The organism is Sedimentimonas flavescens (assembly GCF_019264375.1).
GTDB classification, from domain to species: domain Bacteria; phylum Pseudomonadota; class Alphaproteobacteria; order Rhodobacterales; family Rhodobacteraceae; genus Rhodobacter; species Rhodobacter flavescens.
In genome coordinates this window covers 13,144-37,896 of the sequence record NZ_JAHVAI010000020.1, presented here as the reverse complement: position 1 = coordinate 37,896, position 24,753 = coordinate 13,144, and the positions used below count along the sequence as shown (strand labels likewise).

Annotated in this window: 22 protein-coding genes and 1 pseudogene; 8 read left to right on the top strand and 15 right to left on the bottom strand. The window is 62.4% G+C overall.

The window, feature by feature from the left end:
- Window positions 1-93 precede the first annotated feature (93 nt).
- The 8 genes and pseudogenes from KTQ37_RS15130 to KTQ37_RS15095 form a co-directional block, all read right to left on the bottom strand.
- Complete coding sequence (locus tag KTQ37_RS15130; RefSeq protein WP_218631347.1) at window positions 94-1,743, bottom strand: alkaline phosphatase family protein; 1,650 nt, start codon at window positions 1,741-1,743, stop codon at window positions 94-96.
- Window positions 1,744-1,850: 107 nt separating this feature from the next.
- Window positions 1,851-2,852 (bottom strand): DUF1214 domain-containing protein, encoded by a 1,002-nt coding sequence (locus KTQ37_RS15125; RefSeq protein WP_218631346.1) that lies wholly within the window; start codon window positions 2,850-2,852, stop codon window positions 1,851-1,853.
- A gap of 17 nt (window positions 2,853-2,869) precedes the next feature.
- Entirely contained in the window at window positions 2,870-3,838 is a 969-nt protein-coding gene (locus tag KTQ37_RS15120; protein WP_218631345.1) for a DUF1214 domain-containing protein, read from the bottom strand.
- A 113-nt stretch (window positions 3,839-3,951) separates the two neighbouring features.
- On the bottom strand, window positions 3,952-4,140 hold the full coding sequence (locus KTQ37_RS15115) for a hypothetical protein (RefSeq protein ID WP_218631344.1): 189 nt from the start codon (window positions 4,138-4,140) through the stop codon (window positions 3,952-3,954).
- A gap of 74 nt (window positions 4,141-4,214) precedes the next feature.
- Window positions 4,215-4,463: pseudogene (locus KTQ37_RS15110) on the bottom strand (IS6 family transposase); the annotation flags it as partial.
- Window positions 4,464-4,559: 96 nt separating this feature from the next.
- Window positions 4,560-5,507: a sugar kinase gene (locus tag KTQ37_RS15105; RefSeq protein WP_218631343.1), complete on the bottom strand. Its 948-nt coding sequence runs from the start codon at window positions 5,505-5,507 to the stop codon at window positions 4,560-4,562.
- The gene (locus tag KTQ37_RS15100; protein WP_218631342.1) at window positions 5,504-7,597 is read right to left on the bottom strand and encodes an FAD-dependent oxidoreductase; all 2,094 of its coding nucleotides are present in this window, start codon (window positions 7,595-7,597) and stop codon (window positions 5,504-5,506) included. Before KTQ37_RS15100 ends, KTQ37_RS15105 begins: the two co-directional genes overlap by 4 nt.
- Window positions 7,594-8,751, bottom strand: a complete 1,158-nt coding sequence (locus tag KTQ37_RS15095; protein WP_218631341.1) for a Gfo/Idh/MocA family protein — start codon at window positions 8,749-8,751, stop codon at window positions 7,594-7,596. The genes KTQ37_RS15100 and KTQ37_RS15095 overlap by 4 nt, the downstream gene beginning before the upstream one ends.
- Before the next feature lie 313 nt (window positions 8,752-9,064).
- Between KTQ37_RS15095 and KTQ37_RS15090 the strand changes: the two genes are divergently transcribed.
- Complete coding sequence (locus KTQ37_RS15090) at window positions 9,065-9,757, top strand: nitroreductase family protein (RefSeq protein WP_218631340.1); 693 nt, start codon at window positions 9,065-9,067, stop codon at window positions 9,755-9,757.
- Window positions 9,758-9,863: 106 nt separating this feature from the next.
- Here the strand turns inward: KTQ37_RS15090 and KTQ37_RS15085 are convergent, their stop codons facing one another.
- Together KTQ37_RS15085 and KTQ37_RS15080 are read right to left on the bottom strand one after the other, a co-directional pair.
- Window positions 9,864-10,190 (bottom strand): DMT family transporter, encoded by a 327-nt coding sequence (locus KTQ37_RS15085; protein ID WP_218631339.1) that lies wholly within the window; start codon window positions 10,188-10,190, stop codon window positions 9,864-9,866.
- Between the two features lie 80 nt (window positions 10,191-10,270).
- Window positions 10,271-10,750 carry an Lrp/AsnC family transcriptional regulator gene (locus KTQ37_RS15080; protein WP_218631338.1) on the bottom strand — a complete coding sequence of 160 codons (480 nt, stop codon included), beginning with the start codon at window positions 10,748-10,750 and terminating at the stop codon, window positions 10,271-10,273.
- A gap of 95 nt (window positions 10,751-10,845) precedes the next feature.
- On the opposite strand from KTQ37_RS15080, the gene KTQ37_RS15075 reads away from it, so the two are divergent.
- The 4 genes from KTQ37_RS15075 to KTQ37_RS15060 all read left to right on the top strand — a co-directional run bounded on the left by KTQ37_RS15075 (window position 10,846) and on the right by KTQ37_RS15060 (window position 16,415).
- Window positions 10,846-12,048 carry a methionine gamma-lyase gene (locus KTQ37_RS15075; RefSeq protein ID WP_218631337.1) on the top strand — a complete coding sequence of 401 codons (1,203 nt, stop codon included), beginning with the start codon at window positions 10,846-10,848 and terminating at the stop codon, window positions 12,046-12,048.
- 71 nt (window positions 12,049-12,119) lie between these two features.
- Complete coding sequence (locus KTQ37_RS15070; protein WP_218631336.1) at window positions 12,120-13,442, top strand: trans-sulfuration enzyme family protein; 1,323 nt, start codon at window positions 12,120-12,122, stop codon at window positions 13,440-13,442.
- Entirely contained in the window at window positions 13,435-13,986 is a 552-nt protein-coding gene (locus tag KTQ37_RS15065) for an OsmC family protein (protein ID WP_218631335.1), read from the top strand. The genes KTQ37_RS15070 and KTQ37_RS15065 overlap by 8 nt, the downstream gene beginning before the upstream one ends.
- A gap of 47 nt (window positions 13,987-14,033) precedes the next feature.
- The gene (locus KTQ37_RS15060) at window positions 14,034-16,415 is read left to right on the top strand and encodes a 1-deoxy-D-xylulose-5-phosphate synthase N-terminal domain-containing protein (protein ID WP_218631334.1); all 2,382 of its coding nucleotides are present in this window, start codon (window positions 14,034-14,036) and stop codon (window positions 16,413-16,415) included.
- Window positions 16,416-16,493: 78 nt separating this feature from the next.
- Here the strand turns inward: KTQ37_RS15060 and KTQ37_RS15055 are convergent, their stop codons facing one another.
- Window positions 16,494-16,949 carry a hypothetical protein gene (locus KTQ37_RS15055; protein WP_218631333.1) on the bottom strand — a complete coding sequence of 152 codons (456 nt, stop codon included), beginning with the start codon at window positions 16,947-16,949 and terminating at the stop codon, window positions 16,494-16,496.
- A 76-nt stretch (window positions 16,950-17,025) separates the two neighbouring features.
- On the opposite strand from KTQ37_RS15055, the gene KTQ37_RS15050 reads away from it, so the two are divergent.
- Entirely contained in the window at window positions 17,026-17,451 is a 426-nt protein-coding gene (locus KTQ37_RS15050; protein ID WP_218631332.1) for a MarR family winged helix-turn-helix transcriptional regulator, read from the top strand.
- 182 nt (window positions 17,452-17,633) lie between these two features.
- Here the strand turns inward: KTQ37_RS15050 and dmdD are convergent, their stop codons facing one another.
- Complete coding sequence (gene dmdD / locus KTQ37_RS15045) at window positions 17,634-18,434, bottom strand: methylthioacryloyl-CoA hydratase (protein ID WP_218631349.1); 801 nt, start codon at window positions 18,432-18,434, stop codon at window positions 17,634-17,636.
- 51 nt (window positions 18,435-18,485) lie between these two features.
- Window positions 18,486-20,252, bottom strand: a complete 1,767-nt coding sequence (locus KTQ37_RS15040; protein ID WP_218631331.1) for an acyl-CoA dehydrogenase — start codon at window positions 20,250-20,252, stop codon at window positions 18,486-18,488.
- Window positions 20,253-20,463: 211 nt separating this feature from the next.
- Between KTQ37_RS15040 and KTQ37_RS15035 the strand changes: the two genes are divergently transcribed.
- Entirely contained in the window at window positions 20,464-21,399 is a 936-nt protein-coding gene (locus tag KTQ37_RS15035) for an AraC family transcriptional regulator (RefSeq protein WP_328799743.1), read from the top strand.
- A gap of 161 nt (window positions 21,400-21,560) precedes the next feature.
- Here KTQ37_RS15035 and KTQ37_RS15030 read toward each other — a convergent pair whose 3' ends face one another.
- Together KTQ37_RS15030 and KTQ37_RS15025 are read right to left on the bottom strand one after the other, a co-directional pair.
- Window positions 21,561-22,217: an aminotransferase class IV family protein gene (locus KTQ37_RS15030; RefSeq protein WP_218631329.1), complete on the bottom strand. Its 657-nt coding sequence runs from the start codon at window positions 22,215-22,217 to the stop codon at window positions 21,561-21,563.
- The gene (locus KTQ37_RS15025; RefSeq protein ID WP_236021260.1) at window positions 22,172-23,323 is read right to left on the bottom strand and encodes an aminodeoxychorismate synthase component I; all 1,152 of its coding nucleotides are present in this window, start codon (window positions 23,321-23,323) and stop codon (window positions 22,172-22,174) included. The genes KTQ37_RS15030 and KTQ37_RS15025 overlap by 46 nt, the downstream gene beginning before the upstream one ends.
- Window positions 23,324-23,576: 253 nt before the next feature.
- Between KTQ37_RS15025 and KTQ37_RS15020 the strand changes: the two genes are divergently transcribed.
- Window positions 23,577-24,752 (top strand): aminotransferase class I/II-fold pyridoxal phosphate-dependent enzyme, encoded by a 1,176-nt coding sequence (locus KTQ37_RS15020; RefSeq protein ID WP_218631328.1) that lies wholly within the window; start codon window positions 23,577-23,579, stop codon window positions 24,750-24,752.
- Window position 24,753 lies beyond the last annotated feature (1 nt).

Here is a 24,753-nt window from a genome sequence, read left to right as displayed (position 1 = left end):
CACAAAGGTCGTAGGATAAGTCTGTCCGGGGAAAGGGGAAACTCGACCGTCAGCTGATTTGTGCAACGCAGCCTGTACCAACAATGCCCGCGCCTAGTGACCGACTACTTCCCTCAGCACCTCCCCCGCGGCGCCGTCGGGTGGACGCGCGCCCGCGACTGCCGAAAGCGTTGTCGCCACGTCGACGGTAAGAACCCGTCTGGACACCGGTTGCGGCGCCAGTCCGAAGCCCGCGAAGATGATCGGGACATAGCTGTCATAGCGCCAGGGCGAGCCATGGGTGGCAGTAACCGAAAGCCCGTCGAAGTCGGCGATGAACCACCCAGGATTGAAGACGACGTAGATGTCGCCGGAGCGGTCGGGATTGTAGTTGTTCAGGACAGCGCGGGTTAGCGCGTTGTCTGGAACCGACCCCTCGCGCAGCCGGGCACTCGGCACCGCATAGGCGACCCCGTCGAGGGCAACCAGTTCGTCGGCGATGGCGGTTTGCAGTTCGACGGGATCGACACCCTCGATGCTGAGCGTTTCTTCCGCGAGGTTGAGATAGGGGTGGTCGTAGCCCTCGATGAGCTTTCCGGTGATGCCGAACCGTTCGCGGATACGCTCGGCGGCCGCAGCCGTATCCCACTCGTCGGGAGCGACGTAGCCGCCAAGTTGACCGAGTTCCTGAAGATATCCCGGCGCTTCGGGTGTCCCGTGGTCTGCCGAGAGCACGATCAGGGTCCGGTCGAGGCCGATCTCGGCATCAATGAAGGCAAAGAGGTCCGCCAGAGTCCGGTCGAGTTGCAACAGGTTGTCCTCGGACTCGAGGCTGGAAGGGCCAAAGAAATGCCCGATATAGTCCGTAGCGGAGAAGCTGACCGAGAGGTAGTCGGTCACCTCGTCGTCACCGAGTTCCTCGGCGGTGATCAAAGCCTTGGCGAAGTCGGCGGTGATCTGGTCCCCCGCGGGGCTAAGCGTCAGAAGGGTCGTGAAATAGGGGTCATCCGCAGTCGAGAAGGGATGCGGAAAGACCCGGCCGAAGCCCGCGAATTCCGGCTCCCAGGGCTGATCGTCACGCTCTGCGAACAGGTAGCTTTCGATTGGGTGAAGAAGCTCCCAGGCGGTGCCGCTGTAGCGTTTGGGCAGATCCTTCGCGTTCCAGTCAGTCACCCAGTCCGGATAGGCGTCGTAGTAGTAGCTCGAGGTCACGAACTGTCCGGCCGCTTTCGAAAACCAGAATGCCTTGCCGGTGTGACCCGCCATCGAGACCGCGCCCCGGTCCTTCACCGATACGCCGAACACCTTGGCCCGAGCTTGTGTCGCGATCGACAGCTCGTCCGAAAAGGTCGTCGTCAGGATTGCCCTCGGCGAGCGGCCGTCGGTGCCCGCCGCGAGCTGCGTGGGGTCGATCTCGGTCTTGGCGCTGACGCCCGCCCCGTCAGAGAGTATCGGATAGTCTGGATCCTCAACGTTGTAGACAGTGCGGCCCTCTTTCCTGTCGTACCAAAGGTTGCCCACCATCCCGTGCGCGGCGGGATGCGCTCCGGTCGCGAGAGTGGTGTGGCCGACGACTGTCTCGGTATTGGCGTGGGCGTGATGGGCGTTGTCGTAATAGACGCCGCCCTCCATCAGGTAGCGGAGCCCACCCGGACCGAATGCATCGAAGTAGCGTTGCAGCAGATCGCCGCGCAGCTGATCTACCGTGATCTGGAGGATGAGCCGTGGCTTTTCCTCCGCCACTGCACCGTTCGCCGAAAACATTGCCAAGAAGAGAGCGTAGCCGGCTCTTTGGATAAGTGGCTTTATCAACATTGAAAGCTCCTGCTGCAAATCGGTCGGCCCGCGTCGTGCGCGGGCCGTTGGTGTGGTCAGTTGACGGCCTCGAGTTCCGGGAAAGTCCAGCTTCCATCAAGGATCTCGGCCCGCGGTTCGTAAAGACGGACCGTATAGTTCCAGCCCGGCGTGATCGGGATGCAGTTGATCCGCCCGTCCTCGCAGGCGCCGAAATGGATGGTGTAGGAGCCGTCCTTGTTCGGGGTGGCCGAGGTGTTGTTGTAGCTGTTCCGCCCCAGATCGTTGGGCGCGAGGAAACCGTCGGCGTCGTAGATGGTGATCGACCAGAACGCATCCACCGGCACGTCGCGCAGCGTCACGGCATGGGGGGTCTTGCCATCATTCATGGGGACGACGTCAAGGAAGGCCGAGGCCGTCGTGGCCGGCTGCCCAGCCCAACCCGCCATCCCGATCAGGTGACCCAGCGGGTCTACCTCGTCCTTGCGGCCGAAGGCGATGCTGGCATCAAGGCCGACGACGGAGGCGAGGTCACTGACCGCCTTCCGCGCTGCTGCAAGGCTCTCGAGATCCCAGCCCGGCGCCTCGAAGGGGCCGGTTCCGCCGCCTTCGAGGGTTATTCCGTCCTGCACGGCATGGGCGCGGGCGGCATCGTCGGGATCGCCCGCGTCGATGAAGGTGCGGAACAGGAGCATCGCGAAACGGGTCCCGACCTCCTCCTCGGTCAGCTTATAGGAACCGGGCTTGGCGTAGGCAAAGTTGTAGTGGTCCTGGCTGATCACCAGCACGGACTGGAACCGCCCGTCGCCCTCGGGCAGCGTCACCGTCACCGGCTCGGACAGGTCGATGATGGCGGCCGAATACAAGGTGTCCTGGTTCGGTCGGATGATCGGCTGCGGCTTGTCGGCGGAGGTTACTTCGCGCTCATGGGCGATCTCGCCGACACCGGTTCCGTTGTTCTGCATGGAGAGCCGGAACATCGTGTCGCTCTCGGCGCGCATGAGGTTCTGGATCGTGATGTCCTCGGCGAGGACTGATGCGGGTGCGCAGAGCGCAATGGCAAGAAGGAGATGTCGCATAGTCTCTATCCTTTCTGTCAATTCGCGGGTTCGACGCCGGGGAAGACCCAGCTTCCGTCCAGCACTTCCGGCGCTGCCCGATAGAGCCGCACGGTGTATTGCCAGCCCTCGACGAGCGGCAGGCAGTTCACGCGCCCGTCCTCGCAGCCGCCCAGGTGCACGGTCATGGAGCCGTCGGCATTGCGCTCGCCCGTGACTGAGTTGACAACATAGGCGTCCAAATCATTCGGCGCGAAATAGCGGTCCGCATCGTAAACGCTGACCGACCAGAAATCCTTGACGGGGACCTCGGCAGGCACCTCGATCTTGTATTTCCCGACCGGGAGGTTCGGCGCGATCCCGAGATAGAGCGCCTCATGCTCGGGCAACCCGCCCCAGCCCCCGGCCGTCCCGATGAAATGCCGGACCGGGTCGACATCTTCCTTCTTGCCGAACATGCGGAAACTGTCCGGCAGGTAGGCGCCGACACCGACGGCGGCCCGCACAAGCCCCTTATAGCTTTCCTCGTCATAGGGCGGCACGACGAAGGGTTCGGACGCGGCGGCATCGATCGACATCTGGTCCTGGATCGCGTGCACGGCAGCCACGTCCGCAGGGTCGGTCGTATCCAGCAGCACGCGCAGGTAGACCGCGACATAGGGCGTTCCGAACGTGTCCATGTCGAGCGTATAGGTGCCGCCGCCGTGGAAGACCTTGTTGAGGTAGTGATCCTGGTTGATGATCATCGCCGACATGTAGCGATCGCCGACATCGGGAAGGGTGAAGGTGGCGCCCTTGCTGATATCGATGATCGCGGTGCTATAGAGCGTATCCCGGTTCGCGCTGATGGTCGTCTGAGCGTCGACAGGCATCACATCGCGGAAGTGGTAGAACTTGTTCACCCCTCCGGAGAGGGCGGCATATTTGCCGAACTCGATGTTTGTCGCGGCACGGATGAAGTTGTCGACGTTGACCGGAATTGCCCCGCCGTTCGCAGGTTGGTCCACAGTGGCTTCGGAACTCTGGGAGTAAACGGGACCTGCGCCGATTGCGGCCAGGAACGCCAGAAATACAAACGCGCGGTTTGCCAATTGTCCGCCTCGCATGATGTGTTCACCTCTCATTTTTCACAATCCAAGTCTTCAATTCGGAGGTATTTGAACATAGGGCTGGCAATCATTTTCTGACAAAGCGACGGCATGCGGCAGAAATTGGTGGACATCATCGAACCGGCCGGTGTCGTGGACATCCGAACACGATCCTGCGCGTTCTGCCGTTCCGGCATGGTGAGCATTCCGTTGATGGTCACGGCTGAGGAGATTCCCCGCGCGCTCGATCCCTTGCGCCAAGCTGTGTCTGAGCGGCAACAACCTGACAAAGCCCCTCGTCGAGATGCCATTTGTCGGCCGGCACTGGCCGATCACGCTGGATCTTGGCGGCGAACCTGTGGCCGAAGCGGTTCACCCAGTCACGGATTGTCTCGTAGGAAACGGTGACACCCCGTTCCGCCAGAAGATCCTCCACGTCGCGCAGGCTCAAAGCAAACCGGTGGTAGGCCCAGACGGCGTATCCGATGACACTCTTCGGAAACCGAAAGCCTTTGATCCGCGACAAATCTTCGATGTTCAACATGGACCTGAACTACCCGGACGCGGCGACGTCAGCAACCTGACAAAGCCGTTCGGAATGCCACCTTGGAGCGGGAGTTCGGCACGGTGTGTGCCGGGTTCAGTCATCGATAAGGCTGCGCGCAATGGGCGGAACCGAGTCTTTCGGTATCCGTGCGCCAAAATGTCGAATGACTTCGCCTGACATTTGCTGTCCGAAGGCAACCGCCGCTCGCGGCTGCTTTCCGATCAAGCGCGCGGCGAGGTATCCGGCATTGAAAGCATCGCCAGCGCCCGTTGTGTCGCAAATCTCCCAGACGGCCGGCGTATCGATCTGAGCTTCGTGGCCATCAACCAGCATGGCGACCTGACCGGCACCGTTCTTAACGATGATTTCGGTTACGCCTGACGCGGAAAACCGCGCAACCGTGTCGTGCGGTGTCGCGTCTCCCCAGATTGTCTGCTCGTCGTCAAAGCTTGGAAGCGCAATATCGGCGACTTCAAGAAAACGAGGTATCGTCGAGCGGATCTCTTCGTTCGATGACCACAGCCGAGGTCGAATATTGGGGTCGAAAGACACTCGGGTACCGCGTGCGCGTGCGCTTGATAGCGCATCGATCAGGTGAGTTCGGGCGGACTCGGGCAGGATAGCTACCGTGATGCCGGACAGATGAATAAGGCCTTGCCCGACGAACGCTTGCTCCATCCATTCGCGGTCATCGGCGATCAGACGTGCGGCCGAGTCCTTTCGCCAATAGTGAAAACTCCGCTCAACTCCATCAAGCTCGATCAGGTAAAGCCCCATGGTACGCTCGGCGTCGCGGCCAATCGACGACGTGTCGAGCCCGTCGCTGTCCAGCTCCGCGACAAAGGCGTCGGAGAGCCGATCTGTTCCGACCCTTGTTGCAAATCCGACCCTGCCCCGGGAACCAAGCGCCTGTGCAAGGTGCCATGCAGTATTGAAAGTGTCGCCCGCAAAGCCCCGACGATAAAGCCCGTCTTGCACAGGGGCCATCTCGATCATCGCTTCCCCGATGGCAATGGCTTTCGTTGAGTTGAACGTGATCATGATCCCACCATCCCATTGTCCAGATCGAAGATCGTGCCGGTGAGCCAAGCGGGCCAGTCCCGCTCAAAGAATGCCTTTGCGGTTTCATCAAACGAACGATTGGGGCGCGTGGTGATTGCCATCTGGTCCCCCTCCAGTCGGACTAGAATCTGCTCGGATTTGTCTTGTTCGCGCTCGACGCGGAACCTCATGTCCGAAAGCGGCCCCCGAGCCGACATCGGCAGCGCCTCGCCCGCAGGGTCGCAAATCGCGCGGGCGCCGCGGCTGCCGCCGCCCTGACGAATGTAGAAGTCGAGCGCAGCCAGCACAGCCTCCGAAACCAGCGCCATCTGCTGCCATTGCACGGCCCGGGCGATCTCTCCGGCGCGACTGCAAGCTACGCCAGCGGCACGGATCGACTGGTTCAATGCGCGGGCGGCAGCGAGCGCTTCGGCCACCTCGTCTGACCGGCACAGAATACCGGCGCTATCGCTCATCCGGGCTTGAACTTCGTGCCGGATCGTCTTGATCGGCAGGCCAACGTCGGTCTTCAGCATCTGCTTGATCCGGTCGATCTCGACCGAAATCGCGACAGTGCTGCATTCCGAAAGCTGAATGGCTGTGCGAGAAGCTGCGGCAATGTGTTCCGCCACGCGCGTACCAAAGACCTGACCCGCGTTCAAAGCCGCGCCGCCGGGCCTTGTGATCCCATGCGTGCCAGCGGCCTCTCCGATCGCGTAGATGCCGTGGATGTTCGTGCGGCCCCAGATATCGACCGCTATTCCGCCGTTCATGTGTTGATTGTTGACGGCGAACTCCAGTGGCTCGGCGGCGATATCGATCTTGTAGCGACGATAGAGTTCAATCGCGAGCGGGTTCATGTGCCGCAAACGGTCGATCGGCGCGCCCTGGTTCGCCCCTGCATTTGTCAGATAGGTCCGAACATCGTCGTCAAGCCGCGACAGGCTGAACGGTTCATCGCCCGGCACCGGCTCCGGATTGCGGTTGAAGTCCATGTAGACCCGCCGGCCTTTCTGCGTTTCTTGGAAGACGGCGAGGTCGACGAGGCTCGACTGGAAATCCAGCATGCGCGTCGCGTGAAAGGGCCATTGATACCCTTTCCGGAAAACGTTCGACGCCAGTTCCTGCGTCGTCCGATAGTAATCCGAAAGGAAATGGTGCTCGCTTCCATCCGCATCGACCGAATAGATATGCGGAATGACCTGAACATAGGTGCCGGACAGGTTCCAGGGAAAGCCCTCGCGCCGAGTCCCGATGCCGAACTGGCTTTCCGTAATGTTCACGACTTCCAGGCCCGCCTCCAGCGCGAGACCGAGTGAGCCAAAGCAGCCATTCGGGAAAACACTGTCGCGATAAAGCTCTCCGGGCCCGCCCGCTGCCAATACCACCGTGGGGCATGAGAAGAGCTCCAGCCCAAGCGGGTTCTCGTCGCTCTGGTTTCTGGACCTGACCGCAAGGAGACCCGTCACGCGGGACGCGCCATCGCGGCATTCGGTCAGGATCCGAATGACCGTCGTCTGGTTGAAGAAGGGAACCTCAAGCCGGATGGCCTCCTGCGCCAGAACCTTGACCATCAAGCGCGACGTTCGCGGCCCGCAACTCGTCGCGCGGCCAACCTCGTCATGGTCCGTCTGATAGCGAAGTGTCCCGCCCAGAGTATCCTGCGGCAAAGGCAGACCAAGGAATTGCAGTGATGCCACGGCGCGGACGGAACCAACCGCCTCGATATAGGCGGTGTCTTCGTCCATCGCACCGCCCGACCTGATCGCACGCGCCATTTCCTTGAAGTTGTCACCCCGGTCGGCTGTATTCGCCGTGTGCAGCGTCTGCTTGTCGGAGCCGGAACAGGCGGATGTTCCTCCCCAGGCGCTCTGGCTGACGATGCTTACATCTATGTTTCTGCGCTTCAATTCGACTGCCGCTCGCAGTCCCGCGGCGCCGCTACCCACGACGATTGCAGCAGATCTGCGAACAGGAATATTCCAACCCGCGATTTCGGCGTTCTCGGGGAAGTCAGGCTCTTGGCCAAGACGCGGCATTTCGACATCGGTCAGAGCATCAAGGATGTGCTGAGGGATCTTCTGGGTCATTCGATCTCTACCCACCGTCGCTGGCGCGATGACTCCATGCAGGCATCAACAATCTGACAAAGGTGGTGACCCGTTTCGAATGTTGGCCACATCTGACGGTTCGCGACGATGGAGCGGATGACCTCTGCGGCCTCGATGATCTTGCTCTCGTTGTAGCCGAGCGCGAAGTTCGGAAGCGGCAGGAAGGACCGGTAGGTGTCGTTCTCCGGTCCGACGTCGATCTCTCGAAAGCCACGACGGCCTGTCTTGTCGTCACTGCTGTAGAACCGCAGTCGGTTTACCTCATCGTAGTTATAGAGAAGGCTCCCTTTGGTGCCGTAGACCTCGTAGGTCTGGACGAATTTCCGCCCGGTCGCGATCCGGCTGAAATCGACGATCCCGCGCGCGCCGTTGGCAAAGCGGCATAGCATGTTGGTGCCATCCGGGTTGGTCACTTCGGACCATTTTTCTTCGCCGCTCAGGGTGGCCTGTTCGCCGATGGCGAGATCTCGAACGACCGGGCGCGTGGGAGTGACAATGAAGTTGTCCGCAATCAGCGAACTGACGCGTCCGACAAGGAAGTTCATGAAACTGAAAACATGGCTGCCGGTATCTCCGACGATACCGGTTGGCGCCAGGTTGCCATCCGCGCGCCACATGTATGGTGCGAGCGGATCAGCAAATACATCGATGTGCTGGCAGCCTTTGAATAGCTTGATTTCGCCGATTTCGCCCGAGTCGATGATCTCCTTGGCGAGGTCATGAACTGGGTTTCGGGGAAAGGCGTGGCCAACCCGTGTGATCAGTCCCTTCTGGCGGGCGATATCGGCCAGTTCCCGCGCCTCGGCCGCTGTGTCGGCCAATGGCTTCTCGCAATAGACGTGCTTTCCAGCAAGCAAGGCTGCCTTGGCGACCTCGTAGTGCATGTTGTCGGGCAGGCAGACGTCGATCAGGTCGATCTCGGGGTCTGCGACCGCAGCTTTCCAATCCTGTAGGATCCGGGCGCCGGGTGCTCGAAATGCGAGATCATCTTGGGCGTCCGCCGCGACAAGCGCCACGACACGGGCCGTCCCGTCATCGGCACCGAAGAAATGCGGGAAGGTCTGATAGGCCATCGTATGGACCCGCCCCATCCAACCCGACGCCCCCAGAACGGCAACTCTGACTTCCGTCATCAACTTGGTTCTCCTCGTACCGCAGAAAACGGCTGCGCTAGTTATTGTCAGCGTATGGAACGTTCCAGTTCTTTTAGTGGAACGTTCCAAATCTGTCAACGCGCGTTCGGCTATGCATCACACAAGCAGTGCCGCCGGGGGTGCCGGGCCGTGAAGCCGCGCGATCATCTTGCCGCGGCCTGCTCTGTGCTCGCGGCATCGCGCCGCCGTTGCGCAGAGGATTCACGTCTCCGGATCACGAGAGCGATCTCTTTGTTGGCCCTTTCCAGCGCAGGCCCTATTGTCCCCCTCATACAAATGCGAGGATTTGAGCATGTTCAAGAAAGGCGAGGTTTCCTACAAACCGCTTCCCCTGCCGGATCGGGTTCAGCTGCCCGACGCCGAAGCCTTGAAGGCGGTAGAAGCGTTTCGGGACTATATGCGCAAACGGCACTCCGTGCGCGACTACTCCGACCGGCCGGTCCCGAAAGAGATCATCACTGCCTGCATCGAGGCTGCCGCGACCGCCCCCTCCGGCGCGAACCACCAGCCGTGGCATTTCGTGGCGATTGCAAACCCAGAGATGAAAGCCCGCATCCGGGAGGCGGCGGAAGAAGAAGAGCGCGACTTCTACGCGGGAGGCGCGGGGGATGAATGGCTGGCAGCCCTGGAGCCTATCGGAACCGGCGTTTCCAAGCCCCACCTCACGACGGCCCCCTGGCTGATCGTCGTCTTCGCGCAGCGCTATGGTCTTACCGGCGATCAGGAGCGCTACAAGAATTACTACGTCCCCGAAAGCGTCGGCATTGCGACCGGCATGTTGATCACGGCAATCCATCATGCAGGGTTGGTCTGCCTTGAGCATACCCCGAACCCCATGAAGTTTCTTCCCGCGCTCTGCGGCCGACCTGCGCATGAAAAGGGCGTTATGATCATCCCCGTCGGATGGCCGGCAGAGGAAGCCACGGTTCCCGCCGTCGCAAAGATGAAGAAGCCGCTCGAAGAGGTGATGTCGGTCTTCGAGTAAGGGGCGACCGCTTCAACCGATCATCCGTCGCTCAGACCCGAGAGTCTGGGCGGCGGGGAACCTTCGGCCCTCAAAACTGCGGCCCGGCCCGATCGCGACGCTTCCGTTAGGCCGCGAGCTTGAGTCCGACGACGCCGGCAATGATCAGCAGCACCGACAGCGCGCGCGCCAGACTCAAGGCGTCTCCGAACAGGAATACGCCGACCAAGAAGGTTCCGGCCGCCCCGATGCCCGTCCAGACCGCATAGGCGGTGCCAATGGGGATCGTTCGCTGTGCAAGCAACAAGAGCACGCCGCTGATCGCCATGCAGAGCACCGCGAAGCCGATCCAGGGCCAGTTGGCGCCTTGATCAGAGTATCCGTTCTTGAGCCCCAGTGGCCAGCCGATCTCAAACAGGCCAGCGAGAATAAGCATCAGCCACGCAGTATTCATGTCTTGGTCTCTCTTGGGTTGGCGATGAATTTGGGTGTGGCGCGCATCTGCCGGACCGGCCTAGCGCGCAGCGCTTCGTCTCAATCCCGGGTTTCGGGAAAGACATGTGTGTGCTTGACGATACTGTAAACGAAGTTGGTGTCGATGGAGCTGATCCCGCCGATGGGATGCAAGCGTTCGCGCACGAACCGCTCATAATCCTCCAGATCGCTGACCACGACCCGCAGCAGATAGTCAGATACCCCTGTCACGAGAAGGCATTCCAGCACTTCGGGTGTCGTTCTGATCCGCGCCTCGAAGCGATTCACGGTTTCCTCGGTGTGCTTTTCCAGGCTGATCCGCACGATGGCCAGAACCGGAAGACCATAAGCCTGCGCATCGACATTCGCGCTATAGCCGGTGATCGCACCGCTTTTCTCAAGGATACGCAGCCGCCGCAGGCAGGGCGACGGCGACAGGTTGATCTCCGACGCAAGCTCCAGGTTGGTCATGCGCCCATTCCGCTGAAGGGCGCGGACGATGCGCCTGTCTGTGGCGTCTAATTTGGGTGATGTTGGCATATTATTCCAAAAATTGCGCTAGCATTGGCTAATATAGCAATAAATACGCAATCTGACCAGCGTATACTGCCCTCAATTCAATGGGGAGTATCGACATGAACACCGCCGGAAAGGGATTCGCCACCCGCGCCATTCATCACGGCTATGATGCCCGGTCGGAGCAAGGCGCCCTGAACCCGCCCATCTATATGACCTCGACCTTCACGTTCGATACGGCCGAGGCCGGGGGCGCGATGTTTGCTGGCGAGAAAGCCGGGCACTTCTATACCCGCATCTCGAATCCGACGCTCAGCCATCTGGAAGAGCGTATCGCCGATCTCGAAGGTGCCGAGGCCGGGCTATGCACTGCCTCGGGCATGGGGGCGATCACCTCGACCCTGTGGTCTTTCCTGGAGGCAGGCGATGAGGTGATCATCGACAAGACGCTTTACGGCTGCACCTTCGCCTTCATGACCCATGGCCTGCCGCGCTTTGGCGTCAAGGTCACGCTGGTCGACCTGACCGATCCGGCGAACCTGGCCGCCGTGATCAGCCGCAAGACCAAGATTGTCTATTTCGAAACGCCGGCCAACCCGAACAACCATCTGGTCGATATTGCGGCGGTGGCCGAGATCGCGCATCGGCATGGCGCCAAGGTGGTGGTCGACAATACCTATGCTACCCCGGTGCTGACCCGGCCGATCGAGCATGGCGCCGATATCGTCGTGCATTCCGCGACCAAGTTTCTTGGGGGCCATGGCGATGTGATCGCCGGCCTCGTGGTTGGCCGCGCGGAAGATATCGCCCAGATCCGGCTTGTCGGCGTCAAGGATATGACCGGTGCGGTCATGTCGCCGATGACGGCGATGCTGCTTTTGCGCGGGATCAAGACGCTAGAGCTGCGCGTCGAGCGGCACTGTCAGAGCGCGATGAAGGTGGCTCTGGCGCTCGAGTCGCATCCGGCCGTGCTCCGCGTGGCCTATCCGGGCCTCGACAGCTTCGCGCAGCGCGATCTCGCCGGTCGGCAGATGGCTGCCTTCGGCGGGATGATCCCCTTCGAGGTCAAGGGCGGCAAGGCGGGCGGTATCGCGGTCATGAACCGGCTGAATCTGATCCAGCGCGCGGTCAGCCTTGGCGATGCCGAAAGCCTGATCCAGCATCCCGCCTCGATGACCCATTCGACCTATACGCCCCAAGAGCGCGCCGCGCATGGCATCGCCGAAGGGCTGATCCGTCTCTCGGTGGGGCTCGAAGCGGTCGATGACATCATCGACGATCTCTATGACGCGCTTGGCGCGCACAACATGCAGGCCGCCTGACCCTTTCGACGAAATTCGGCGACGGACGTGGGAGTTGCCCGCGTCTCCTTTCATCAGCACAGGAGCAATACGTGTCCAACGAGAAGATTCTTGGTGATCCGTCCAGCAAGTCGCCCCGTCATACAGCGGACGACTGGCTCAACACTCTTGATCGCGCGCGCAAGCCCGGCCCGTTCCTGGCCGATCACGCAGCGCCCGGTTCCGGCATGTCGACCGTCTCAGTCCATGCGGGGACCCATGACGATCCGCGCACAGGCGCGGTCGGTACGCCGATCTATCAGGCCTCGACCTTTGTGCTGAACGACAATCAGTATCAATCGGTGGAAGAGGGTTTCGCGCGCGACCGGTTCATCTATTCGCGCTATGGCAACCCGTCGCAATGGGCCGTTCAGGAAAAGCTGGCGGCTCTCGAAGGCGCGGAATCGGCGATCGTCTTCAGCTCGGGCATGGCGGCGATCACCAGCACGGTGATGGCGCTGGTCGACAAGGGTGCGCATGTGGTGGCCTCCAGCGACCTCTATGGCGGCACCTATAACCTGTTCAACCAGGAATTCCCGACCATGGGCATGTCCTGCACGATGGTCGATTCCTACGATTTCGACGCGATCGAGGCGGCGATCCAGCCCAATACGCAACTGATGTACTTTGAGGCGATCACCAATCCGCTTCTGAAGATCATCGACATTCCGCGCCTGGCCGAGATTGCGAAGCGGCGCAAGGTGCGTCTGGTGATCGATGCGACCTTCGCGCCGCCGGTGGCGATGCGGACGCTGGAACACGGCGTCGACGTGGTCGTGCATTCGGCCTCGAAATACCTCAACGGCCACAGCGATCTGATCGCCGGGGTTGCGGCTGGTCCGCGCAAGCTGATCGACATGATCTGGCCGCGCCTGCTGAACTACGGCGGTTCGCTCGATCCCCATGCCTGTTTCCTGCTGGAGCGCGGACTGAAGACGCTGGCGGTGCGGATGCGCGCGCATGAGGAAAGCGCGACGGCGCTGGCCAAATACCTTGAGGGCCATCCGCGCGTGAAGAAGGTCTTCTACCCCTTCCTCGAAAGCCACCCGGATTATGCCACGGCACGCCGACTGCTGAAGAACGGCACCGGCAACATCACCTTCGTGATCGAGGGCGGTGACGCCGCCGCGCTGCGACTTGTGAACGCGCTGCGTATCCCCAAGCAGGCCACCAGCCTCGGCGGGGTGGAAAGCCTGATCAGCCTGCCGTTCAACACCTCGCAGGCGACGTTCACCTCGCGCCAGCGCGCCGATGTCGGCATTGACCCCGGCTGTGTACGACTTTCGGTCGGGATCGAGGATGCCGCCGATCTGATCGCTGATTTTGAACAGGCTCTTGCCGCCATCTACGCAAAGAAGGAACCCGCATATGCGTAACAGCATCCCCACCGCTGCGCTCAGCGAATTCGTCAACGAAGTCCAGAACACCCCCGAAGAGGCGGTGATGGAGTATGGCATCGAGATCAACTGGGAAAGCGGCACGCGCTCGCGGACCGAGACCAAGGCGATGAAGGTTGGCCCGCATCAGGTCAGCCGCTCGTTCAGCTGGAAGTCCGACGAGCCGCGCCAGCTGATGGGTAACAACCATGGCGCCAATCCGCAGGAACTGCTTCTGTCGGGCCTTGGCTCGTGCATGATGGTCAGCTTTATCGCCGGTGCAACCGCTGCGGGCATCCAGCTTGAATCGGTTCGGATCGACTTTGACGCGACGCTCGATCTGCGTGGCTTCCTCGGGATCGGCTCGAATGCGACCGTGGGCTTCCCCGAGATCCGCTACACGATCCATGCAACCGGTGACGCGAGCGAAGAAGAGTTCGCCGAACTGCACCGCAAGTCGGTTGCTCATAGCCCCAACGCCCAGACGATCCTGAACCCGGTCAAGCTGAACGGGGCCATCGTCAGCACCCGTATCGAAGGCTGAGCAGCGCCGCCTGATCGCCCCCATGCCAAGATAACAAGAGGATGGCCATGACCCCGACCCGCCAGACCCATCTGAAAACCATCGAACAGCGGCTCCTGTGGCTGTCGCATTGGATGATCCATAACGCCAACCACATTCGGCCCAAGGTCGACGGGATCAAGATTGGCGGGCATCAGGCGTCTTCGGCCTCGATGGTGTCGATCATGACGGCGCTCTACTTCCACAGTCTGCGCCCCGAGGACCGGGTCGCGGTCAAGCCGCACGCCAGCCCGGTCTTCCACGCGATCCAATACCTGATGGGCAACCAGACGCGTGAGAAGATGGAGAACTTCCGTGGGTTCCACGGGGTGCAGTCCTATCCTAGCCGGACCAAGGATATCGACGATGTCGATTTCTCGACCGGCTCGGTCGGGCTTGGCGTTGCGATCACCTCTTTCGCCTCGATCGTGCAGGACTATATCTCGGCGAAGGCCTGGGGGCAGGGTGCGCCGATGGGCCGTATGGTGGCGCTGGTCGGTGATGCCGAACTGGACGAAGGCAATATCTACGAGGCCTTGCAGGAAGGTTGGAAGAACGATCTGCGCAACACTTGGTGGATCATCGACTACAATCGCCAGTCGCTTGATGGCGTGGTGCGCGAGGGGCTGTTCAAGCGGATCGAGCAGATCTTCGACGCGTTCGGATGGGATGTGGTCAAGATCAAATACGGCGCCTTGCAGCGCGCGGCCTTCCAGGAGCCGGGCGGCGAGAAGCTGCGTGCGTGGATCGACAGCTGTCCCAACCAGCTCTACTCCGCGCTGACCTTCATGGGGGGGGCGGTTTGGCGCAAGCGGCTGATGGACGATCTGGGCGACCAGGGTGACGTGACCGCGCTGATCGAGAAACGGTCGGATGAAGAACTGGCCGCGCTGATGGAAAACCTGGGCGGCAACTGCGTGCAGACCATGGCCGAAAGCTTCGATGCGATCGACCATGACCGTCCGGTCTGTTTCCTGGCCTATACCGTCAAGGGTTGGGGTACGCCGATTGCCGGGCACAAGGACAATCACGGCGGGCTGATGAACTCCACGCAGATGGCGGAATGGCAGGTCCAGATGGGCGTGCCTGCGGGCCAGGAGTGGGACAAGTTCGCCACGGTGCAGGATGTCGCCGCGCTGCAGAAGTTCCTGGATCAGGTGCCGTTCTTCGCTAAAGGGCGCCGCCGCTATAGCGATGAGGTGATCGAAGTTCCGGCGATCGAGATCGATACCGCCAAGGAAACCTCGACCCAAATGGCCTTTGGCAAGATCCTTGACACCCTTTCCAAGGGTGACAGCCAGCTTGCCGAGCGGATCGTCACCACCTCACCCGATGTGACCGGCACCACGAACCTCGGCCCCTGGGTGAATCGGCGCAAGCTTTTCGCCCGCACCGAGCAGGCCGATGCTTTCATCGAGCACCGTATTCCTTCCACCGCGAAATGGGAGTTCACGCCCGAGGGTCAGCATATCGAACTGGGCATCGCCGAGATGAACCTGATGCTGCTGCTTGCGGCGGCAGGGCTGAGCCACAGCCTGTTCGGGAAGAGGCTGATCCCGATCGGCACTGTCTACGATCCCTTTGTCGTGCGCGGTCTCGATGCGCTGAACTATGCCTGCTACCAGGATGCTCGCTTCTTGCTGGTTGGTACACCCTCGGGTGTGACGCTGGCCCCCGAAGGAGGTGCACACCAGTCGGTGGGGACGCCGTTGATCGGCATGAGCCAGGACGGGCTGGCCGCGTTCGAACCCGCCTTCGCGGACGAGCTGGCGGTGATCATGGAATGGGCCTTCGACTACTTGCAGCGCGATGGCGACGGCGATCCCGACGAGCGGACCTGGCTTCGCGATGAAACCGGTGGCAGCGTCTATCTGCGGCTGACGACCAACCCGATCGAGCAGCCGGGAAAACGCGTGGACGACGCGTTCCGCCAAGGCGCGATCGACGGGGCCTACTGGCTGCGCAAGCCGGGGCCGAACTGCGACGTGGTCATCGCCTATCAGGGCGCCGTCGCGCCCGAGGCGATCAACGCCGCCGGTATGATCGGCGAGGGGCGGCGCGATGTCGGCGTTCTGGCGGTCACCTCGGCTGACCGGCTGAACGCTGGCTGGACGGCGGCACAACGTGCCCGCTCGCGCGGCAATGCGAATGCCGAGAGCCATATCGAGACTCTGCTGCGCGACCTGCCGCCGCATTGCAAGCTGGTGACCGTCATCGACGGCCATCCGGCGACGCTGGCCTGGCTCGGCTCGGTCCAGGGGCACCGGACCATCCCGCTCGGGGTCGAGCATTTCGGCCAGACCGGCACCATCGGCGACCTCTACCGTCATCACGGGATCGACGCCCGTGCGATCGTCGAGAAGGTGCAGGGGCTGACCCAAGGGCGGCCGGTGTCGGTTGTGGCGGGCTGAGACGTGGCCGCTGAGCCGGTGTTCGACCGGCGCAGCAGAGCGCCCCGCCCGGAGCCGCGCGTGGCTCCGGGCAGGCCGTCAGCCTCGTGACACCGGCGGGCGGCGCAACTTGCCCGACAGCCGTAGTCCGTCCGCTGTGTTGAGCCCAAGAAGGGTAATGTTGACTGCACCGGCAATCAGTTCGAGGGCCTGAACGAGGTAGAACCCGACATCCATATCCCCGGCCTGCGCCTTGAAGGATAGATAGAAGGCAGACGGTACGAGGATGAGGATGCCATTGGCGGCGATGAAGGGCATACGTTTCTGCTTTCGCGCCAGAATCGGGCCGCCTCGCTTTTTCGCAAGACTGCGGCCCGAGATGGCCGCCACGATCAGAGCCGGTATCAGAACGCTAAAGCCCCAGGGGATCATCGATTTGACAGTTGCTATGGTCGCCGCGCGACCACTCAGTTCGACAACAACGGTAGAAAGCCAGAAGCTGGCGATCATCAGCAAAGCTACCGCGCCGGCGATCGGGTGGATTACTTTGGACATGGAACACCTCCGATAATGACGTTATATAGCTAGCTATATAATAATGAATAGCTAGCTATGAAGAGGGGAATGATCAATGGATTTCGACAAGAACCGGTCCGCTGGCTATCTCGTAAACCATGTGGCGCGACTCTTTGCTCACGGGCTCTCGGAGCGGATCAAGCCGCTGGGGCTCAGTATCGGCGCCTTCCCTGTTCTTCTGGAGCTTTGGGAGGCAGACGGTCTGACGCAGGGGCAGCTTGTGGAGCGGCTCAGCATCAAGCAGGCAACAATGGCCAATACGCTTGCACGGATGGAGCGTGACGGGCTGATCGTCCGCACAAAGAACGAGGAAGACGGGCGGGTGCAGCACGTCTTCCTGACCGAAGCCGCCAAGGAGAAGCGTGGGGCCGCTATCGCAGCCGCGCAGACCGTGAACGCATTGACACTCTCACCGCTTTCCCTGGCCGAGCAGCGCCAGTTCCTCATATTGGCGAGGCGTATCATCGAGGCCAGCCGGTAGCCCTGCTTGGCCGGGTGGCGACAAGCCCGAGCATGGGCTCTGAATGATCGGATGCAAAAAAATAGCGCGAGGCCGCGCGATCTCACCGCAGGGCGCCATCTCTCACGGGGGATGGCGCCCTGCGCATGAGGACCGGCGCCGGGAAGGAACGGCGGGCGCGGCCTCGACGCTCAGGGGAGGGGTTAGCTGTTGGGCCGCACACGCGCGGCCGTCTTGCTGGCGAAAGCCTCCAGCCGCTCGCGCGCCGCGGGTTGGGTGTTGACGATCCCGGCGACGACGGATTCGGCATAGGCCGCATCCATCGCGGACATGTTGTTGAGGTGGCTGATCGCCGAGCAGATCGCAAAGTTGGTCAGCGGCAGGTTCGCTGCAACCCGGTCTGCAAGCTCAAGCGCCCTATCCAGGCTTGACCCGTCGGTGATGTATTGCGCCAGGCCGAGATCGACGGCCTCCTTGCCCTGATAGACGCGGCCCATCAGGATCATGTCGATCATGCGCGCCTTGCCGATCAGGTCGCTGACCCGGATGGTCGCCCCCCCGCCGGTAAAGATCCCACGCTGGCCCTCGGGCAGGGCGAAATAGGTGGTTTGGTCCATCACCCGCACATGCGCCGCACTGGCCAGTTCGAGCCCGCCGCCTACGACCGCGCCCTTGAGTGCCGCGATCACCGGAACCCCGCCATATTCCATCTTGTTGAATGCCTCGTGCCAGCGCAGGCAGACATGCATGAATTCGTCGGGGCTGCGATCGGCCTTCCAGTGCTCGACCAGATCGAGCCCCGCGCAGAAGTGATCCCCCTCACCGGCAAGCACCACGGCGCGCACCCCACCGCGAGGCGCAAAGGTGAAGAACTGGATCAACTCGTCGATGGTGGCCGCGTCCAGCGCGTTGCGCTTCGCGGGCCGGTTCAGCGTAACGACGACAACACCGTTGTCGCGGACGTCGAAAGCAAGATTGGCATAGTCGTCGAGACGGATGTCGATGGTCAAGGTCGTGTCCTTTCTTGGATAAGGCGATGCCGATGGGCGTCGGGGTCAGACGTCTGCGGAAAGCAGGCTGGGCGCGCCATGCAGGATGCGCATGCGTTCGACCGCGGTTTCCACCAGAATATTGTGGGCGTAGAAGGAAGCCGTGGCGATCTTGCGGCTCATGAAGTCCGCATCCTCGCCACGCGCCAGCATTTCGGTTGCCGCCAGCATCGAGCGGCCCAGTTGCCAGCCCGCTGCAAGATTGCCCGTCAGCATCAGGAACGGCACGCTGCCAGCATAGGCGAGGTTGGGGGTCTCCCGGCCGACCTCAAGCAGATATTCCAAACCAGCCTCAAAATCCGACCGGGCTGCGGCCAGCCGATCTGCGACTGCCTTGGCTTCAGGCCCCACTTGGGCAAGCTCGTGCTCGATCTGAGATACGGAGAGGGCGAAACGGCGGGCAACACTGCCTCGGTCACGCAGAACTTTCCGGCCCAGCAAGTCATTGGCCTGGATTGCGGTGGTGCCCTCGTAGATCGGCAGGATTCGTGCGTCTCGGTAGAACCGGGCGACACCGGTTTCCTCGATGAAACCCATGCCGCCATGAACCTGAACGCCGAGCGAAGCGACCTCGACCGCGCGTTCGGTCGAAAAGCCCTTGACCAATGGCACGAGGAATTCAGCCATCTGAGCCGCCTCATCCCGCGCGCCGCCATCGCCGTGCTCGGCAAGGTCCAGCCAGCCGGCGGTGGCGATCGCCAGGGCGCGGCAGCCCTCGACTGTGGCGCGCATCCGCAGCAGCATTCGCCGGACATCGGGGTGCTGAATGATCGGCACGCTTTCCACCGAGCTGCCGTCGACCGGTCGGCTCTGTACTCTTTCGCGCGCATAGGCCAGGGCGTGCTGATACGAACGCTCCGCGATGGCAACGCCTTGGACGCCAACGGCGAAACGCGCGGATGTCATCATGATGAACATGTACTCGAGGCCGCGGTTCTCCTCGCCCACGAGAAAGCCGGTCGCGCCCTCAAACTCCATAACCGTTGTCGGGCTGGCATGGACACCCAGCTTGTGCTCCAGGCTCAGGCAGGTGGCGGCATTGCGCGCTCCGGCGCCACCCTCGGCATCCGGCAGATATTTGGGAACGATGAACAGGCTCAACCCTTTCGGGCCCGAAGGTGCGCCGGGCGTCCGTGCCAGAACGAGATGCACGATGTTTCCGCTCAACGCGTGCTCGCCATAGGTGATGAAGATCTTGGTGCCGGTGATGGCGTAGCTGCCGTCCTCGCGGCGCTCGGCCCGGGTGCGGATCCGCGCCAGATCGCTGCCGGCCTGCGGTTCCGTCAGGTTCATCGTCCCCGACCACTCACCGGTGACCAGTTTCTCCAGATAAAGCGCCTTCTGCTGCTCGGAGCCGTTCTTCACAAGCGCGTCGATCGCACCGTCGGTAAGCAGGGGGCAGAGGCCAAAGCTCATGTCCGCAGCGTTCAGGATCTCGGTCGCGGCCGCCCCGACGGCGCGCGGAAAGCCCATACCGCCGTGCTCCTGCGCGTGAGGCAGACTCTGCCAGCCCATTTCGGCGAACTGCGCATAGGCTTCCTTGTAACCCTCGGGCAACTCCACGCCGGTCTCATGCAGCTTTGACCCGGTCTCGTCGCCCAAGGGACCGAGCGGGGCGATGACCTCGGAGCAAAACCTGCCGAATTCGCCCAGTACCGCCCGAAAGTCAGCCAGGTCGAATTCGCCGTAGCATGGCAGGGACCGGAGTTCGGACCATTGCGACAGGTGCTCAAGGTCGAACGTGATGTCCTGGATCGGGGGCAGGTACTGCATGCGCAAACTCGGTGAGTGATGTTGATCAACGACAAATATGTTGGTTGTCAGCGCGAAACCACGTCATTATTGAACAAGATATTATCATAAAGTGACAAACCGGGAAGAAACGCGGATGTCTGTCTCCTTCAGCTCCAGCCTCTCGACCGTTTCCTGGCGCTTCATCGAAGACTGGCTTGATGCCTTGCGCGGTTGCTACACCGAGGAACAATTGCAAGGCCTGCTGCGGCGCGCTGGCCTAAACCCGGAGAAGAGCCATTCCGACTCGCGCGTGACGCTTGACCAGATCGTTAGCCTCTACCAGATCGCCGCCGTGGAAAGCCGGGACGAGATGATGGGGCTCTGGAGCCGTCCGATCCGTCCGCGGGCGCTTCAGCATCTGCTCACCTCAATCCGGGTTTCCGACACGTTGGGTTCGGCGCTGTATCGCTTCTCCACTTTCTGGAACCTGCTTCTGGACGACTATCGTTTCGAGACGCGCGCCGAGCGGGGCAAGATGAGCCTGAGTTTGCTGCCATACGGAAGTCAGCCGGTTCAGCGTTTTGGGCATATGCTAACTTTGAAGCTTGCGCATGGCCTGCTGTCATGGCTCGCCGGATATGAGGTTCGCGTCGACTCGGTCCAGTTCGCGTTTCCTCGGCCGGATTTCGCGGTGGACTACGCGGTTATCTTTCCGGCCAGGGTCACTTTCGCGGCGGCGTCTTCGACAATCGTGTTCGAGGTCGCTGGCCCCGACCGTCTGGTTTCGAGAAGCAAGTCCGAAGTGGCGGAGTTTCTCAGCCGAGCCCCGCGCGACTGGATCTTCACAGGGTATCGAACCCATGCCTGGTCGCTTCTGGTCCGCGAATTCCTGAGCCGCTCGAATTGGGAAGACTGCCGTCTTGTCGATGCCGCTGCCGAGTTCAGGAAAACGCCGCGCACCTTGATGCGCCTTCTCGATGCCGAAGGCGTATCATTTCAGGCAATCAAGGATCGGCTGCGTTGCGACATTGCGATCCACGATCTGTCGGACGATCAAAAGAGCATTGAGCAGATCTCGCAGGAGCTTGGATTTTCCTCTGCAGCGAATTTCCATCGGGCCTTTCTTCGCTGGACTGGCTCCACGCCGGGCGCCTTCCGCCAGTCGGGGGCCGCAAACGACGTGTGACGACCGAGGTCACACCGCCAGGCACGCTTCACGGCGGGAACGCCTTGCCAGATGCAACCGAGCCGCAGCGTCCGGAGCAGGCCTTCTCCATGAGCGATCACTCAGGCTGCACTGGGCGGGCCATCCGGCAGTCGTTCAGGCGTTCAAGATGGCGCGGCCGTTCAGTGCGAGTCCCGCCCGGCAAGACGTGCCCCTATCAACCCGCGAAAGCTGTTGCCTACGAAAACCTCTTCCGCGCGCCCTAGGTCTTCAAGCGTCAGCACCGCCTCCTCCCAGCCGTCCATCAGCATCTGTTCGCGCAGCACACCCGGCAGCAAACCGCAGGACAGCGCCGGGGTCAGCTTGCGTCCGTTCTGGTCGATCACGAAGATCGAGGTGATGGTTCCCTCGCAAAGCTCTCCGCGTTCATTGCAGAACAAAAGCTCGTCGACGCCTGGCGGCAGTGCGGCGCGCGCCCGATCGTAAAGCACGCGCTGGGTCGTCTTGACCCCAAGCCAGGGGTCGACGGAAGAGACCCGCTCGGGCGCGAGCGCGACCTGCCATGTGACCGGCGCCGGATCGAAGCGCGCGGTCGTGCACTCGATCCGCCCCTCGGCGTCCAGCGTCAGGCGACACCGCAGCGGCACATCGGAGGGGTCGATGCCCGCAACTGCGCGTTCCAGTTTCGCCGTGTCGCAGGGAAACCCCAGACTGCGCGCGCTGCGCAGCATCCGGGCGCGGTGCAGCGGCCAGCGCCTTGCGCCCTCGCCGGGCCACCAGCCAAAGGTCTCGATCAGCCGCGTGCCGGCGGGGATATCTGCGCGAAACGGCTCTTCCACAGTGCCTCCTGATATTCAGCGGCGGCAGTGCTGTCCCACACGACACCCCCGCCCACATTGAGAACGCCTTGCCCGTGCTGCACCATCAGCGTGCGGATCGCGACGTTGAACTCTGCGCGCCCGTCCGGGGCAGCCCAACCGATCGTGCCGCAATAGGCGTCACGCGGGAAGGGCTCCAGCTCGTGCAGGATCTCCATCGCGCGCAGCTTCGGGGCGCCGGTGATCGAGCCGCAGGGGAAGAGCGCGCGCAGGACGCAGGACAGGCTGACCTCGGGGTGCAAGCGGGCCTCGACCGTGCTCGTCATCTGGTGGACGGTCGCGTAGGTCTCGATCTGGTAGAGCGCGGGGACACGCACCGAACCAAGCTCGGCGATCCGGCTCAGATCGTTGCGCAGCAGATCGACGATCATCAGGTTTTCGGCCCGGTTCTTGGCGTCGTTTTGCAGCCAATCGCGGTTCGCCGCATCCTCGGCAGTGGTCTGGCCGCGTTGGATCGTGCCCTTCATCGGCCGCGTGACGATCGCGCCATCGGCTTGCGTGCGGAAGAACAGCTCGGGCGAGCGGCTGAGCAGCGCGGGCAGATCGCCGCCTTGCAACACCAGCGCGCCATGCCCCACCGGACGGCCTTCGCAAAGCGTCGCATAGAGCGCCGCCGGATCGCCGGAAACCGCGCAGTCGAGCGGGAAGGTCAGGTTCGCCTGATACACATCACCCGCGCCGATATAGGCGTGCAGGCGCTCGAAGGCCTGCGCGTAATTGCTTGCCGTCCAGCGCGGTTGAAGCGCCGAGATCGCCTGCGCCGCGGGGGGCAGGGGCGGGGCCTCTTGCGGGCCATCATAGACGCCGAAGCGCAGCAGCGGCAAAGCCCGCCCGTCTGGCAGCAAGGGGTTCAGCCTGGGTTCCAGCGCGTAGCCAAGTTCGTAGCTTGCGTAACCGGCAAGCCAGTGGCCCTCTACCAGCGCCCGGTCGAGCGCAAGCAGGGCCGCATCGACTTGCGATAGCTCACGCGCCTCGATGATCGCGCTCGGGCGCGCGAAGAGGGCTGCGGAGGGGCTGCCTGCCGTGTCGCCGCGCAGGGCCGGGCCGGCATCAAAGCGGATATCCAATCGCGCGGCCCTCCGGCAGATGTTCTGACGCGTACTGTCCGCGATGCCTAGAACACAACCCGCGAAGGTTCAACTTGCCTCTCGGGATAACTGCACCGGGGGTTTCGATCGAAAACTGGCTCGCGCGTCTCTTGAACGGGCGCCGTGGCCGCACCGGGGTGACTGCAATCGGCAAGTGCGAAATCGACGAAGATCGGGTATCATCCACCCTTCACCGCCGGTTCGTTCACGGCCCATCTGATGGGAGAAGCCGATGTCTACCGCCGCCGCGCGTGCCCATGCCGCCGCGCAATCGATCAGCAAAGTCGAGACCTTCTTCATGGCGCACCACGCCGCCGTGAGCCAGACCCCCGCGGTTGCCGATTTCACCTTCGGCAACCCGCATGAGATGGCGCTGCCGCCGCTTGTTCAGGCGATCAAGACCCGCGCCGAGCCACAGGACGTCAACTGGTACGCCTATAAATCCAACGAAAGTGAGGCCTGCGCCTTCCTTGCCGGGGTGCTCTCGGAGGAACTCGGGCTGCCCTATGAGGAAGAGGATATCGCCCTGACGAAGGGCGCTTTCGGCGCGATCAAGATGGCCTTCACCATGCTGCTGGAGGCGGGCGACGAATGCATCGTGCCGCTGCCCGGCTGGTTCTGCTATGGCTCGATGCTGGCTGCGGCGGGGGCGGTTGAGGTGCAGGTGCCGCTGGCGTCGGAGACGTTCGATCTGGATCTGGCGGCGATTGCCGGGGCGATTACGCCGAAGACCCGCATCGTCGTCGTCAATACGCCCCACAACCCGACCGGGCGAATCTATTCCCGCGCAGAGCTTGAGGCGCTTGCCGATCTGCTGAACGCCAAGTCGCGCGAGATCGGGCGGCGGATCTGGATCCTCTCGGATGAACCCTACCGGCGTATCCGCTTTGACGGCATCGGTTTTACTTCTCCGGCGGCGGTCTATCCGCATACGCTGATCGACTATTCCTACGGCAAGATCCTCTTGGCGCCGGGGCTGCGCCTTGGCTATCTGGCGATCACGCCGACCCTTCCCGCCGAGGAGCGCAACGAGCTGCGCGCGTTACGCTTTGCCGTGCAGATGGCCGATGGCTGGAACGTGCCGGACGCGCCGCTGATCTATGCGCTGCCCGATCTGGAAACACTCAGCATCGACCTTGGCGCGCTTGCGCGTCGGCGCGACCATATGCTGGGGGCGCTGTCGGACTGGGGCTACCGGATGACGCGCCCCGAGGGCACCTTCTATCTTTGGGGCCGCGCACCCGGCGACGATAGCGGGGCCTTTGCCGAGGCATTGGCCCAGAGCGGGATCTACGTGATGCCCGGAACCATCTTCGACCGGCCCACGGATTTCCGCATCTGCCTGACCGCGACCGATGACATGATTACAGCGGCGCTGCCCGCGTTTCAGGCGGCCGCGCAGGTCTAGG